Annotated in this window: 11 protein-coding genes; 5 read left to right on the plus strand and 6 right to left on the minus strand. The window is 56.3% G+C overall.

Translation table 11 applies throughout. The annotated features are described in order from the left end of the window. The first annotated feature begins 30 nt into the window (after positions 1-30). Positions 31-1,161, plus strand: a complete 1,131-nt coding sequence (locus tag GSF01_RS23160; protein WP_159887652.1) for a sensor histidine kinase — start codon at positions 31-33, stop codon at positions 1,159-1,161. Positions 1,162-1,201: 40 nt separating this feature from the next. After that, positions 1,202-1,897 (plus strand): response regulator transcription factor, encoded by a 696-nt coding sequence (locus tag GSF01_RS23165; RefSeq protein ID WP_159887706.1) that lies wholly within the window; start codon positions 1,202-1,204, stop codon positions 1,895-1,897. Between the two features lie 21 nt (positions 1,898-1,918). On the opposite strand, the gene GSF01_RS23170 is transcribed toward GSF01_RS23165, so the two are convergent. Next, positions 1,919-2,803: a stalk domain-containing protein gene (locus GSF01_RS23170; RefSeq protein WP_235941694.1), complete on the minus strand. Its 885-nt coding sequence runs from the start codon at positions 2,801-2,803 to the stop codon at positions 1,919-1,921. Positions 2,804-3,008: 205 nt separating this feature from the next. On the opposite strand from GSF01_RS23170, the gene GSF01_RS23175 reads away from it, so the two are divergent. The 3 genes from GSF01_RS23175 to GSF01_RS23185 are packed head-to-tail and all read left to right on the plus strand — an operon-like array spanning position 3,009 to position 5,652. After that, positions 3,009-3,848: an ABC transporter ATP-binding protein gene (locus tag GSF01_RS23175; protein WP_159887653.1), complete on the plus strand. Its 840-nt coding sequence runs from the start codon at positions 3,009-3,011 to the stop codon at positions 3,846-3,848. Continuing rightward, positions 3,781-4,548 (plus strand): ABC transporter permease, encoded by a 768-nt coding sequence (locus tag GSF01_RS23180; protein WP_235941696.1) that lies wholly within the window; start codon positions 3,781-3,783, stop codon positions 4,546-4,548. The genes GSF01_RS23175 and GSF01_RS23180 overlap by 68 nt, the downstream gene beginning before the upstream one ends. Positions 4,549-4,590: 42 nt before the next feature. Next, complete coding sequence (locus GSF01_RS23185) at positions 4,591-5,652, plus strand: ABC transporter substrate-binding protein (RefSeq protein ID WP_159887654.1); 1,062 nt, start codon at positions 4,591-4,593, stop codon at positions 5,650-5,652. A gap of 240 nt (positions 5,653-5,892) precedes the next feature. Here GSF01_RS23185 and GSF01_RS23190 read toward each other — a convergent pair whose 3' ends face one another. From GSF01_RS23190 to GSF01_RS23210, 5 genes are read right to left on the minus strand one after another with little or no spacing between them, the layout of a single operon-like run. Continuing rightward, positions 5,893-8,199, minus strand: a complete 2,307-nt coding sequence (locus GSF01_RS23190) for a DUF4962 domain-containing protein (RefSeq protein WP_159887655.1) — start codon at positions 8,197-8,199, stop codon at positions 5,893-5,895. A 31-nt stretch (positions 8,200-8,230) separates the two neighbouring features. Next, positions 8,231-10,285 (minus strand): heparinase II/III domain-containing protein, encoded by a 2,055-nt coding sequence (locus tag GSF01_RS23195; protein ID WP_159887656.1) that lies wholly within the window; start codon positions 10,283-10,285, stop codon positions 8,231-8,233. Further along, a complete protein-coding gene (locus tag GSF01_RS23200) occupies positions 10,282-11,049 on the minus strand; it encodes an SDR family NAD(P)-dependent oxidoreductase (protein WP_159887657.1) in 768 nt (255 codons plus the stop codon). The genes GSF01_RS23195 and GSF01_RS23200 overlap by 4 nt, the downstream gene beginning before the upstream one ends. Continuing rightward, on the minus strand, positions 11,046-12,950 hold the full coding sequence (locus GSF01_RS23205; protein WP_159887658.1) for a cache domain-containing sensor histidine kinase: 1,905 nt from the start codon (positions 12,948-12,950) through the stop codon (positions 11,046-11,048). The genes GSF01_RS23200 and GSF01_RS23205 overlap by 4 nt, the downstream gene beginning before the upstream one ends. Further along, entirely contained in the window at positions 12,947-13,987 is a 1,041-nt protein-coding gene (locus tag GSF01_RS23210) for a response regulator transcription factor (RefSeq protein ID WP_159887659.1), read from the minus strand. Before GSF01_RS23210 ends, GSF01_RS23205 begins: the two co-directional genes overlap by 4 nt. Positions 13,988-14,035 lie beyond the last annotated feature (48 nt).

Below are 14,035 nucleotides of genomic sequence, written 5' to 3' on the forward strand. Positions count from 1 at the left end.
TATAATCGGCCAAGGAGGCGTTATGAGACTATGCTCGCTCTACTGAGGTACCTGATGATCCTGCTGCCTGCCGCCGGCACCGCCTTGTTTCTGCCGCTCTCCGAAGTCGGCTTGCTTACGCTGAGCACACTCTTACTGCTATTATGGGCTCAACTCCGCCAGCATGGGGTGCCGGAACGCATGCACGCTGCGGCGGCAATGGCAGAGACGCTCGGCATAGTGTGCATCGGCCATATGTACGGGGGGTTGCTTTTCATCTGTCATCTGTCTACCTTGTTATCAGAAAGCCTCCGCGGCAAAAGCGGACTGCAGCCCCAGCAGCTTGTCGTACATTTCATAGGACTGAACGCTACCTTATACCCGATAGCCGATTGGCGATTAACGCTAGCGGTCAATCTCTGCAGCCTCACTACCGGCTTCTTGCTGCTCAAGCTGTCGGAGACGGGCAAGCAAAAGTATGATCTGGAGCGGGTATATGACGAGCTCAGAAGCAAAGCATACGAGCTCGATGCAGCCCGCAGCCGTCTTGTCGAGTATGCCGGCAAGGTGGAGCAGCTTGCTCAAGCGGAAGAGAGGACGCGCATTGCGCGGGATATTCATGATGATCTGGGCCACAAGCTGATCCGCTCCAAGATGATGCTGGAAGCCGCCGTTCATCTGATGCCCGAGCAGACCGACAAAGCCCTCGGGCTGACCAAGCAGGTAAAGGAGCATTTGACGGAAAGCATGGAAACGCTGCGGCAAACCGTGCGAAGGCTGAAGCCGGAGGAGGCCGAACTGCAGAGCTTCTCTCTGCGCCGGCTGATCGACAGCCTGGCTGAGGATCACGGTCTCACCGTCCGCCATCGCGTAACCGGTCTGCCCCGCCCGATCTACCCGAGTCTGGAAATCATTCTGTACCGCAATGCGCAGGAGGCGGTTACCAATGCGATCCGGCATGGAGGCGCCAGCGAGATTGATATTCTTCTACATTACGATTCCTCCCATGTGGTCATGACGGTATCCAATAACGGACGCTTGCCAGATGAACCTGCCCTGAGGAGAGGCCTGGGCCTCAGCGGGATGGAGGAAAGGGTACGGTTGGTAGGCGGTGAGCTTGCAGTCGGGCGAGGCAGCCCGTTTCAGGTCGTAACCTCCCTGCCGCTTCCGCACAATAGCTGAGCCCTTGAACGAGATAGATTCCAGAGAGGAGAAGTTTGCCATCATTTCGCTCATTATTGTCGATGATGATCCCTTTATTCGCGAGAGCTTGAAGTTGATATTGGAGCTGGATCCGGAGTTGTCCGTCCAGGGCACCTTTGCCGATGGCGAGTCCGCCCATGCTCATGTCGCGCAGGGCGGGAAGGCCGATGTTGTGCTGATGGATATCCGTATGCCGGGCTGCTCGGGGGTCGAGGGGACGCTGAGGATCAAACAGAAGTCTCCTGATACGAAGGTGCTCATCCTGACGACCTTCGACGATGATGACTACATCGTGGAGGCGCTTCGTAACGGAGCGAGCGGCTATCTACTGAAAAATATCCCGCCGGACCGTATCGTGCAGGGCATCAAAGCTGTCCATCAAGGCAACCTGCTGATCCATCCGGATATCGCACGCAAGCTGACCGGCTGGATCCAGCCGGTACCCGGGCAAGGCCATCCACGCACAGCGAACTCAGCCAAGGAGGATGCCACGGGCCCCAGGATCGCCCGGCTGGAGCCTTATGGGCTGACCGGGATGGAGCTGCAGATCGTAGAGCATATCGCAGAAGGACTTTCGAATAAAGAAATCGCCCAGGACCTGTTCCTGAGCGAAGGGACCGTGAAAAATTATGTCACGGAAATATTAAGCAAGCTGGGGGTCCGGGACCGGACTCAGATCGCCATTATGTATTGGCGCGATAAGGAACGGACATAGCTTAAGCCTTGTCCTGCGCGTCTACTTGCTTTCGGGATGCTCCCGCTTTTGGGCTTCGATCTCCAGATCGGTTGTGTTATGAATGTTCACCACATAGGAATCAGGGAGAAAGATGTCCTGAGTAATGACAAGTCGGGCGATTTTGTAGCGTGTAATAGGCGGGAAATACTCCTTCAGCATACGCACGGTTTCCAAATAAAGAAAATCATACTCGTTCTCTTTGCCCGATACCTTCTGAGCCATAACCGGCTTGATCGTAAATTCCGCATCCCCGTAGGTGCTCTTCTCCATGGCCTTGATATGCTTGCGCAAAATATCCGTCTTCTTCGGATGGGTTTCGTCGGCGATGACATACGCTTCGTAGCCCGCGGTATACACCTGGGTAGGCGTCTGGCGCCACCGCTTTTGCAGCTCGTTCTCATGAACGAACACCTCGTCCGTCAGACGATCCTTAGCCTTGGCAAGCCCGCTTGTATCAACCCCCATGCGCTTCACATCCGATTCCCGGTAGTACCTGCCGTAGCTGCCGGATTTGATGTTCGAGGTGATGAGTACCGGATATTCCGCTCCGAGATAGCTGACCATGGCCGAATACGCGTTGTTCAGCTCTATCGTTTCATAACTTTGATTCGGATTCTCTTGACGCTGCTCCGCGTTGACCCGGGTGTTGATATAAATCTGCTTGGTCTCGCCCTTCCAATATACGCTGGAGCCGAGCCGCTGCGAGATTTCCTTCAGTGGCAAATAACTCGTATCGTTATAAACAAGGACCGGACTGTCCATACGCACGGCTTCGCCGTCGATCACGATTTGAAAATCGGGACGCAGGTAAGCGTCCACCCGCTCAAGCACATCCTGAGCATATACGCCTGCAGTGAATGCGCCGCTGACCAGTCCGGCGGCCAAGAGTACGCGTTGATAACGTTTTATGCGGATTCATTCCTTTCTGTGGTAAAATAAGCTAATGCGCGTTTTTGAAATATTCGACAAAATCCGTGTATTTCCTTCTAAAAAAATCAAGTTGACATCTGGTCTAATTCCTATAGAATTAGTTTGCATATAGCCTACCAGAAGTCAGACAACCAGAATGACGTAAGAGGAGTGATAGCAATTGATCGAGATTAGCAACGTTAGCAAAACGTTCCAGCAACGGGGCTCTACCCCCTACACGGCTGTGCAAAACGTTTCGCTTACGATCAATAAAGGCGAGTTCGTCTCGCTGCTCGGTCCTTCCGGCTGCGGCAAGTCCACCTTGTTGAACTTGGTCGCGGGTCTCGAGAAGGCCGAGCAGGGCACGATTACGGTAAACGGCAAGCCTTGCGAAGGTCCCGGACCCGACCGCGTCGTTGTGTTCCAGGAGCATGCCCTGTTCCCTTGGCTGACCGTGCTGGAGAATGTAGCGTTCGGCCTTAAGCAGAAAGGGATCGGCAAAGCGGAGCGTGAGGCTGTCGCCAGGGAGCATATCAAGGCCGTTCATTTGAGCAAATTTACGGACCGTTATCCCCATGAGCTGTCCGGCGGCATGAAGCAGCGGGCGGCTATTGCCCGGGCTCTGGCTATGGATTCGGATATTTTGCTTATGGATGAGCCGTTCGCCGCATTGGACGAGCAGACCCGTCTGATCTTACATAAGGATCTCGAGGAGATTTGGCTCAGGACGCGGAAGACGATTTTGTTCATCACCCATAATATTCGGGAAGCGGTCATCCTGTCCGATCGGGTGCTTGTGATGTCTACGCGTCCGGGCACGATCAAGAAGGAATTTGCCGTTAAGGCTGCGCGTCCGCGCAATCAGGCTGACCCCGTTCTGCACCATGTGGAAGCCAACATCATGGAAGCGCTGGCGGACGAGCTGGAGAAAGTCGTAAGGGAGGAAACCGGCGATGAGTACAGCCTTAAGAAGAACGATCTTTCTGATCCTGCTTCTAGTGGCCTGGGAGGCGGGATATAGGCTTTTCGACTGGGGCTGGAAGTTCCCTTCCGCTACCCAAACCTTCCAAGCTTTCTATGACGGGTTCGTCCATGGACAGCTGCTGGAGGCAACGCTGCAGAGCATCAAGCGGCTGCTTTTGTCTTTCCTTATTGCCATTACGGTCGGCACCGTCCTTGGCTTTCTGTTCGCTCGTTACCGTCTGATCGACGATACGATAGGATTTCTCGTCGTGGCGCTCCAAACCATACCGAGCATCGCATGGCTGCCCTTCGCCATCATCTGGTTCGGGATGAATGATTTCTCGGTTATTTTCATCACAACGCTGGGAGCAACCTGGACGATGGCGATGTCCAGCCGCACCGGCATCAAGAACATTCCGGCGATTTATACGAAAGCCGCCCTGACGCTGGGTACCGGCAACGGCTTCCGGATGTTCTACCAGATCATGGTCCCGGCGGCGTTCCCGCATATGATGACAGGCGTTCGCGTAGCCTGGGCGTTCGCTTGGCGGGCGCTGGTCGCCGGAGAGCTGATCGCCAGAGGCGTAGGCCTCGGGCAGCTGCTGCAGGACGGACGGAGCCTGGGCGACACCGCGCTGATGCTTTGTATCGTAATCATCATCGCCGTGCTGGGCACCATCTCCGACCATTTCTGCTTCAAACGTCTGGAGGACAAGCTGCTCGTTCGCTACGGACTGGCAGGACCGTCCAAATCTTAATCTAGGGAATACCATCTGTGCACAAAAAAGGAGTAGAGAGAAATGAAAAAAAAATGGTCATCCATCCTTACAATCGTACTTGGCGCGTCCCTGGCGCTGACGGCTTGCGGAAGCAAAACTGAGCCGTCCCCTCAGGGCGGAGGCGCAGCAGGCGGAGCAGCAGCCGCGCCTTCCACGGTCCGCATCGGCATCTTCAAGAACGTGACCCACGCGGCAGGCTATGTGGCGCTGGAGCAGGGCTTGTTCAAAAAGCACTGGGGCGACAATGTCAAAATTGAAGTCCAGGCGTTCGATAACGGCTCCGACTTCTCGACGGCGATAGCGACGGATCAGATCGACATCGGCTTCGTCGGTCCCGGCCCTTCTACCAACCAGTTTCTGAAAAGCAAAAACTTCAAGGTCATTTCCGGCTCTAACAACGGCGGCGCCGTACTCGTAGCAGGCAAAGATTCCGGCATCTCCTCGCCGAAGGATCTTGTCGGCAAAACCGTTGCGATCCCGACGAAGGGCAGCACTAACGAAATCTCACTTCGTCTTCTGCTCAAGGAGAACGGTCTGAACGTTACTACGGACAAAACCGGCGTCCAAATTATCGCCCGCGCGCCAGCGGACACGCTGATCGCTATGCGTCAGAAGGAAATCGACGCCACGCTCATTCCCGAGCCATGGGGCACGCAGATGGAGCAGGAAGGCATCGGCAAGGTTATCGTGCCGTGGGACCAAGTGCCTCCGAACAAAGGCAACTACCCGCTTACGATCCTTGTAGCCAGCGACAAGTTCCTCACGCAGCACCGCGAAGCGGCCAAGCAGGCGATCAAAGCGAACAGCGAGGCGATCGAGTTCATCAAGGCGAATCCAGACAAATCGTATGAGCTGATCAACAACCGCCTCAAGGAGCTCAGCGGCAAGGGGATGGACATCAACCTGATCAAGGCGGCACTCAGCCACCTGAATCTGACTACGGATGTCAGTAAGGAAGCCATCGAAGAGATGGCAAAGGTGTCTATCGATGCAGGTTACATCAAGGATGTTAAGAAAGAAGAGCTTGACCTGAGCAAATTCCTCGACCTTTCTCTTCTCGACGAAGTGAAGGCCGGTAAATAAGCTTGCCAAAAACGCCTGGAGCTATTAAGAAGCTCCAGGCGTTTTTCATGGTTTTGAGCAGGCTGGACGCATCAGCGTGCTTCACCTGGCCTTTGCGTAATCGACCGCAACGAAGTGCTGGGCGATGCCCTGTCTGCTCTGCACGCCTCTGCCCACTCTGCCCGCACTGTCCGCTCTGCCTGCCGCCGCAAAAAATACCCGCTTCCCGGCCCAAGCGGGCCAAGAAGCAGGTATTTCAGGTTAATAAGCTTTCGGCACTTCTACCTTGTGGGTAACGCCATCCTCGGTAAAGTACAGGTGAACGCCGTGGTCCTGATCATCCATGAAATGCGACACGTACTTCGGCTCGCCGTGCCTGACGGGAACAAGCAAGGTGGCGATCCGATGGCTGCGGGCCTCGCGGGTCGAAGCCTGCAGGGTCCAGTGCAGAGGCAGTCCTTCGATCTCGGCAGGCTCGACGTCCGGGAAGCCTTCCCGCTGCGTCAGCCGCAGCTCGCCGGAAGAGCAGTACACGAACCGGCCGTCCATATCGGCCTTGCGTCCCTGCACGCGGAAGCTTTGACCATCCAGCTTCATCTCGTACAAGGTTTGAAACAGCCAGTCAACCTTCCCCTTCTGCCCAAGATCGACGTGATCGACCACGACGATGTACGACCCTCCGATAAAGTAGAGCTCCCGCACGTATCGTTCCAGATAAGGAACCTGCTCCTGATAGGCGGCTGTCGCGTTACAGCGGGAATAAGCATAGCCTGCCCGCTGCTCCGCAGCCTCCACCTTCCCTTGCGCGGCCATGTTCAGCACCTTGTTCGTGCCGGCATACTGCCCTAGGCCGTCCACGAGGATGCTGTTAGTGGATCGGGTCTGCTTACGCCAGTTCATATGCATGGTGCTGCCGAAGGCGACGTAGTGGCCGCTCTCAATAGCGAGCGGCTCTCCGTATGCATGCAGCAAAAAGCCGTTCTGATCCCCGTGGCTGTGGCTGACCGAGCCGTACTTGCTGCTTTTGGTCAGCAGCATGACATGACGCTCCGGATCGGCCATATTGGCATGAAACGCCACCCAGCCGATATCGCGGAACCATTTGATCCCCTCGATCCGGTCATCGGTCGGCTGCATCGCTTCCACCTGAGGGTAATCATGGAGATAGACCATCTCATCGAAGCGGAAATCCCACCAGCCGTAATTGTAGAATTTCATTTCCGAATCGGTATCCGTCTCCTTCACCCGTTCAAAGTACCATTGATACAAGCCATTTCCCGTAACTCCCGCAAACTGACGGATATTAAAGCCTGTTTTCAGGCTCACCGGATCACCCAGCGTAGACTGATCGCCGAAGCTGGCGCGGAGCGTATCCGGGCTGAAGCAATACAGCGGGAAATCTCCGGTTTTTGAGAAAAACGGCCGCTTGTAAAAGTCAAAGCCGGTATATTTCTTCAGCAGGTTCATCGCTTCCGTCATAAAGGCCATGCCTGTCGTCCAGTACATCGGCCCTTCCGCCCAGCCGCCATCCTGTCCGCCCCATGGCGAATACAGGCCTGCATAATATTCAAGCGTATAATCGAGCCATTCCCGGGCTTCCGGTTCCTCATCCAGCATGGCTATGCAACAGGGAACCAGCACACTGGACAGGGAACGTACCGCATGACTGTCGAAGGGGACGTGGTGAATTTTCGAACGCTCGATGACGTGGAAAGCGACCTGTCGTGTGCGAGCCAGCAGTACAGCGCGCACCTCGGACCTTTCCTGTTCGCTCAGGCTGTTGTATAGCCAGTCATACCCCCAGGCGAGCGCCCCCGCGATCCGGAATGAAGCTTCGTCATTATAGTCCCGGCTGGTCGTGCCCTCCGGGTTCCACGAGGCGATATGGAGCAGCCAGGCTTTGGCCCTTTCGCGCAGATCAGCATCATCCAGAATAACGCCAGCAACCGCCAAATGCCTTACGGCATACAAGGCCTCCTGGCAATCCATATACATCTGGCGCCACAGCTTAGCTACCCGTTTATTGTTCGGATAAGGGAGCGGCTCAGCGATCAGGTCGCGTTCGATCCAGGGCCGGACGGACTTCTCGTAGAACGCATCCCAGCCGCAGTAAGCGGGATCGTCCATCAGACTCGTCCGGAAAGCAACGGTTTCTTCAGGGGCCAGCCATAGTCTGGGGTGCGAGGAAGCGGCAGACTCATATCGGCCCGCCCTGCCCGGCAAGGGGGTAAGCGGCAAACCAGCCGGCACCTCGAACTGGCGGACCCGGCTCCAGGCCGTCCTTACGCCGTCCTCCTCCAGCAGCGCATAACGCCAGTAATATACGCCCGGCGCAAGCGGCTCATCGGGTGTGTACAAATTATATGGAATCGGTTCGATTGTTCGCGTTTCCTGTTCGTCGAACTGCTTGGACCCTGAAATCTGCAGCACATATTGATCCCGCTCCAGCCGTGCCGGTATCCAGGTAAACCGGGGCGGGTTTTCAGCCAGCATCGTTTCTTCATTCGGTTCATATTGAACGGTCAGCGTACCGCTAAGCGGCTCGTATAAGGGTGCATGTTCACTCATCTCTCTCCCGCTCCTTTCGATAGATGCTCATTTAGATCCAGACTAATCCCTGGTCCGGCGACAGCTGTATCCTCCAGTGCCGGCCGCCTGCTGCAAGCTCTAGCCCCCGGTCGGGTAAGGCTCGGAGCGCGCAGGCCGTGTCGCCGGCTCGGTAAGCATGGACAAACGAAGCCTTCGAGCCATATTGACGATGCAGCAATGCCGTCAAGGGAAGGCTCGGATCGACGGAGGTCCCCGGCGTTTTGACGCTTAGCAGCTCTTGCCCTGCCATGACCAGCGCCGTATGCATCACCGTCTCGCCGCGCGCAACTTCATACCCGATAGAAGACGATTCCGCGCCATCTGCATCAGCAGCCGGAGTGAAGCGCCCCAGAATCGGAAGCGATTGCTCCTCGTCCTGCAGACGAACCGTATAAGCTTCCCTGCCTTCTGCACCCGCTTCGGATGAATGCCAGGGAGCTGCGACTGCGGCGACCGGATGCAGCCACCACTCGATATCGGCCTCCTGTCCCTCTGCCGATTCCACCTCATACCAATCCAACAGCCATCCTTCCGTCAAGAGCAGATGGCGGTCCAGCTTCCAGCCGGGGTAAGCCGCTGTGGTTTGCAGCCACGCATAAACATAGCTTCCGCTTTCTTCAAAGCGAACGCAGCGGCCCGCATGGGGCGTTTGAGACATGCCATCTATCGAAACCGTATTATGCGAGGCCGTCTCGGCAAACCACGTCTTCCTCAGCGATGAGCCGTACGGTACCATGCCGAAATCGGGCGTCAAGGCTCCCTCATTATGCATCAGAGTGACATGGAGCTTGTCATAATGCCCGTGCGAGCCCCCATGCTCGCCAAAATCGGCGAGAAAGCTAAGCTTGCTGCCGGCTACACGGCCCACAACAAACCCGGATTCCGGCCACAGGACGGACGGCCTGACCGCTCGATGGCCCGCTTCCGGCTCACGCAGCTCCCCCTGACCATACAACAATGCCTCCAGGCCGCTTCGTTCTCCTGCTGGCGATCCCATCTGACGATTCGCTTCCCGCAAGATCGGCACAAGCTCCTTGATGCCGTAGCGGACCAGACCCTGCTCCATAATCTCGGCGATCTCACGCGCATACGGCAGCCGCTCCATCGGACCGTCGTGCAGCGCGGGCAGTACGCCCCGTTCGTCGGCAAGCAAAGCGAGCGCTTCGAACATGCCTCTCATCGACTGACCTTTCTCCCCTTGCGCCTCGTACAGATCGATACCGAACCTCCCGGCCATCTCGGCCGTGATCAGATAAGCGCGCAGCACGAAGATATGGTAGTACACGCTGCCCTCGAACTCCAGTTGGTCAGGCTTCACCCCGATCGACAGATGGTGCAGAAAGCCGCCTTTATCCGCGAGAATCGCCTCCAGCTCCTCCTTCTGTCCGCGGACCGCATAGACGCAGGAAAGCGACGCGTTCAGCCAAGCCGTGTAGTTATTCTCAGCATTACCGCGTTCATGTATTAAAATATGACGATACTCCGTCATGCTGACGGCCAGCATGTCGAGGAAAGCTCCAACGGCACGTCCTTCTTCCTCTGTAAACGCAACACCTTCATCCAGCAGCAGCACATAGGCGCGCAGCAGCGTGGTGGACCAGATCGCCTCGGTGAGCGCCTGATGGAATGCCCGGCCTTTCAGCATCCAGCTCTGCGCATCCGGATGAACCGGATACAGCGGGAATTGTGCCGCATATTCCACGATCAAGCGCTTGCCCAGCAGCGCATAGGAAGCTTCCCCCGTGCTGGCGTAGACGGCCGCCGCCTGCAGGGCGCTGCGGGCGAGCGACTGGTGCTTGAACACCAGCCACGCGCCGCGGTAGGCCTCCCCCTCAATCCGGCAGCCGTGGGGACATAGAAAATGCGTCGGGTCCTGTTCCCGTTCATCGAACAGCAGCTCGGTGTGATGCACCGGACAAACATATTGATGCCACCAGCCGCCCGGCTCGGCCGGGATCGCCAAGCACCCTGCGGCGCTTAGTCCGTCGAGCTCCGTCTGCAGCGCCCGGACTGCTTGCGCGGCCCAGGCGTATGCTTCACGCTTCTCTCCCACGGGTACGTTCATCGCATCATCATCCCGCCATTGATCTCGATGGTTTCCCCAGTCACATAGGAAGCAAGCTCCGAAGCGAGATACAGCACAGCCCCGGCCACATCCTCAGGGGAGCCTTCGCGCTGGAGCGGAATGCCCGCAACCGTCGCCTGACGTGCGGCATCCGGGGTAAAGGTCGCATGAAACATCGTGTTGCCGATAAATCCCGGCGATACATTATTCACCGTAATGCCGCTTCCGGCCACTTCTTTGGCCAAGCCCTTGGAATAAGCCATGATAGCGGCCTTGCTCGCTGCGTAGATGCTAGAGCCCGGTCCGCCGCCGTTATGCGCGGCTACCGAGGTCATGTTGACGATACGGCCGCTGCCCTTCTCCTTCATGCCCCCGAGAACCCGCTTGCTCATGAATACGGTGCTTTTCAGGTTCACATTGAGGATGCGCTCGTACATCTCCTCCGTCATCTCGGTGTTTGGAACACGCTGAACGAGATGGCCTGCATTGTTTACCAGAATATCTATCGTTCCGCCTAGCGCCTGCTCCACCTCGGTGACGAGCCGGTCGATCTGAGCCGTGTCCGTAACATCCGCCTGTACGAGTACCGCCTGTCCGCCTGCGGCCCGGATAGCCGACACGACCTCTTCGCCTTGAGCGACATTATTCAGGCAGTTGACGCCGACCTTGGCGCCGTTCGCCGCCAGAGCGATAGCTATCGCACGTCCGATCCCCGCATTCGATCCTGTAACCAACGCTATTTTGCCTGTCAAATTGATGTTCATTGTAATTCCTCCCATGAATAATTTGTTTTATGTTTAGGTTTCCGCCCCATTCTGGGTCGATCCGTTTCCGGCATTGTCATCGTAATTTTCGTCCAGGAGCCGAGCTCGCTAGCGAGGGACAGCCCATATGCTTCACCGAATACCATCTGAATGCGCCGATGCACATTCATCAGTCCGATGCCGCCGCCTCTGCGGCCTTCTCGGTCCTCGGGCGCCGCCAGACGGTTCTCCTCCAGCTTGCGCCGCAGCTCATCAAGCCGCGCAGCGGGGATGCCCGCTCCGTTGTCCTCAATGGTCACTTCAAACAAGCCGTGCTGCTTCCTGGCATCGATCCTGATAAAATGACGGGATTCCAGCCCGTCCGGAAAGGCATGCTGAAAGATGTTTTCGATCAGAGGCTGCAAGGTGAGCCGGACCATCTTCTCCAACAGAAGCTCCGGGGGCACCGCCACATCAATCTCAAATTCGCGGCCGATGCGGTGCTGAAGGATGATCATGTAATTGCGGACATGATTCAGCTCGTTGGCAACCGTAATTTCCTCCAGATTCGTTTGAACCGAGTAGCGGAGCATGAAGGACATCGCTTCGACCATCTCGGTAATTTCATCCGAATCCTGGACGATCGCGTAGCAATTGATCGTCTCCAGCGTATTGTAGAGAAAATGCGGATTGATCTGCAGCTGCAGCGACTGGAATTCGGCCTGCTGGCGCTCCAGCTCCGATCGCCCAAGCTCCAGCGCATGCTTCTGCTGCGCCAGCTCCGCCTCATATACCCGCTCGATCATCTCGGAAAGACGCGTCACCATCAGATTGTAGCTGTGAATCAATCCGCCGATCTCATCGGTCCGCCCGATCTCGTTAATATGCTGCCAGTTTCCTTTCTCCGTCTCGCGCATGCTTTCCTTAAGCTCCCGGATCGGCGCTACGATCGAGCGTCCGAATCGGGAGGCGAGAAACAGCGCGGCGGCCAACGTAGCCAAGCCGATGAAGATTGTCGTCGTGCGGATCGTCGAGGCCGGACGGCGCAGCTCCTCCACCGGCATCGAGGCAACCAGATTCCAGTTGGAGTAGCTCGACTTGCGCGAGACAAACATCCGCTCTTCCCCGTTATATTTATGCACCAGCGTCTTAGTGCCGCTCGATAGCATGAGCCTAGCGAGCTCATCCCCCTGCTTCGGAGACTCCTTCATCGGGTCGTTCAGCGGAGGGTGATAAATGTAATTTCCGTCATCGTCGATGATGAAGAAATAGCCGCTTTTCCCCAGACTGACGCGTTCCCATATTTTTGCGAGCTCGGCGAGCTTGATTTCAATGGCAACAACACCCTGATTATAGTCTCCGTACGACGAGCCCAGCACCTTGACGGCCATCGTAACGACCGTGCCCTGATCTTCGGGCCGGATGCTCGTATTGAGCAAGCTGATCCGCCCGTCGTTCGGCGTGGACCGCATCAGGTTTTCGAAGTTTTTCTGGACTAGCAAAGGATCGACATTAAGCACGTTTTGATTCTCATAGACGACCGCGCGACCGTGCCTGCCGACCACGTAGACCATATGCAGCTGTTTATACAGCGTCACGATCAGGGTGATCGACTCCTGAGCGAATTTTTTGATACTGGTCGAATATTCGTAGTATTTATAAGCATCGTCCGGGTCGATCTCAATAAAGCTGCGCACATCCGGATTCGAAGCAAAGGACTTGCTAAACAGCTCATACGTTTGCAGATAAATATCCGTCTGGTAAGTCGCGCTGTCGATCATCTGCTCCATGTACTGCGTCACCTGATCATCCAAGGCCCGCGAGGATTGCATGTAGGAGAAGACGCCAACCGAGGCGAGAGAGAGAACGATCACGATCATGAAGTACACGTAAATTTGTCGGGAAAGCGTCTTGCGCTTCATGACTTGATGCCCATCTTCTGACGGTATTCAGACGGCAGGCAGCCGGCATATTTTTTGAAGGTTTTCGTAAAATGCGGATGATCCGCATACCCCACCTCACCGGAAATATCCGTAATGCGCCAGTGCGGCTGCTCCAGCAGCTTCTTGGCCTTCTCCATCCTGCGCCGGGTCCGGTATTGCACGAAGGTTTCCTGCGAGGACTGCTTGAACAGCTGGCTGAAGTACGAGGCGTTCAGCCCGATATAATCGGCCACTTCCTCCAGCGACACCTCCTCGGCCAAGTGTTCCTCGATATACTGCTTTGCCTCCTCGACAGGATCCTTCAGTTTTCCCTTCCGCCTCGTCTTCAGCTCGGCAAGACGGTCGCGTACATCCTTCTCGAACCGAGCCCAAGCTTCCGTTTCATCGCCGGCTTCAGCAAGACACAGCTCATTGTGCAGCAAATAAACTTCGCGTGCATTCAGCCGCTTATGCAGCAGCGCATGAAGCTCCAGCAATACCTCCACGAGCCGGTTCAGCTTCAGCCGGCTTCCCGTCAGCTCGAGACGCATCTCCTCCAGAAGCTCATCCAGTTCGGCTTCCTTCAGCATCCATACGGCGCTTTCCATGATGTCCGCCCAACGCTCCAGCTTCGTCACAGCGACGAACGTCTCGGTGCTTTGCTTGCTCTTATGCTTGGCCAGCTTCTCCAGCACATGATGAACAGCCTTCTTGTTGACCGGCTTCAGCAGGTATTCCTTCACCCCGAAAGACAGGCATTTTTGCGCATACTCAAAGTCCCCATATCCGGACACCACCACGATCTGAATATCTGCGTCCATCTCCGCCACCAGACGGCATAGCTCAAGTCCGTCCAGCTTCGGCATCCGAATATCGGTAAATAAAAAATCAGGGCGTTCCTCCCGAATCCGCTGCAGCGCGACCGCCCCGTTCTCGGCTGTCCGGATGCTCGCGATAGGCAGCTCGGATTGCTCTACCAGCTTGTGCAGCCCTTTGCGGATCATCGGCTCGTCATCGGCGATTAGTATGCGGTACATGGGAACGCCCCCTTCTAGTCGAACTTACTTTTGGTTAGTTATGGAAAA

This window comes from Paenibacillus puerhi, assembly GCF_009846885.1.
Taxonomy (GTDB): domain Bacteria; phylum Bacillota; class Bacilli; order Paenibacillales; family NBRC-103111; genus Paenibacillus_G; species Paenibacillus_G puerhi.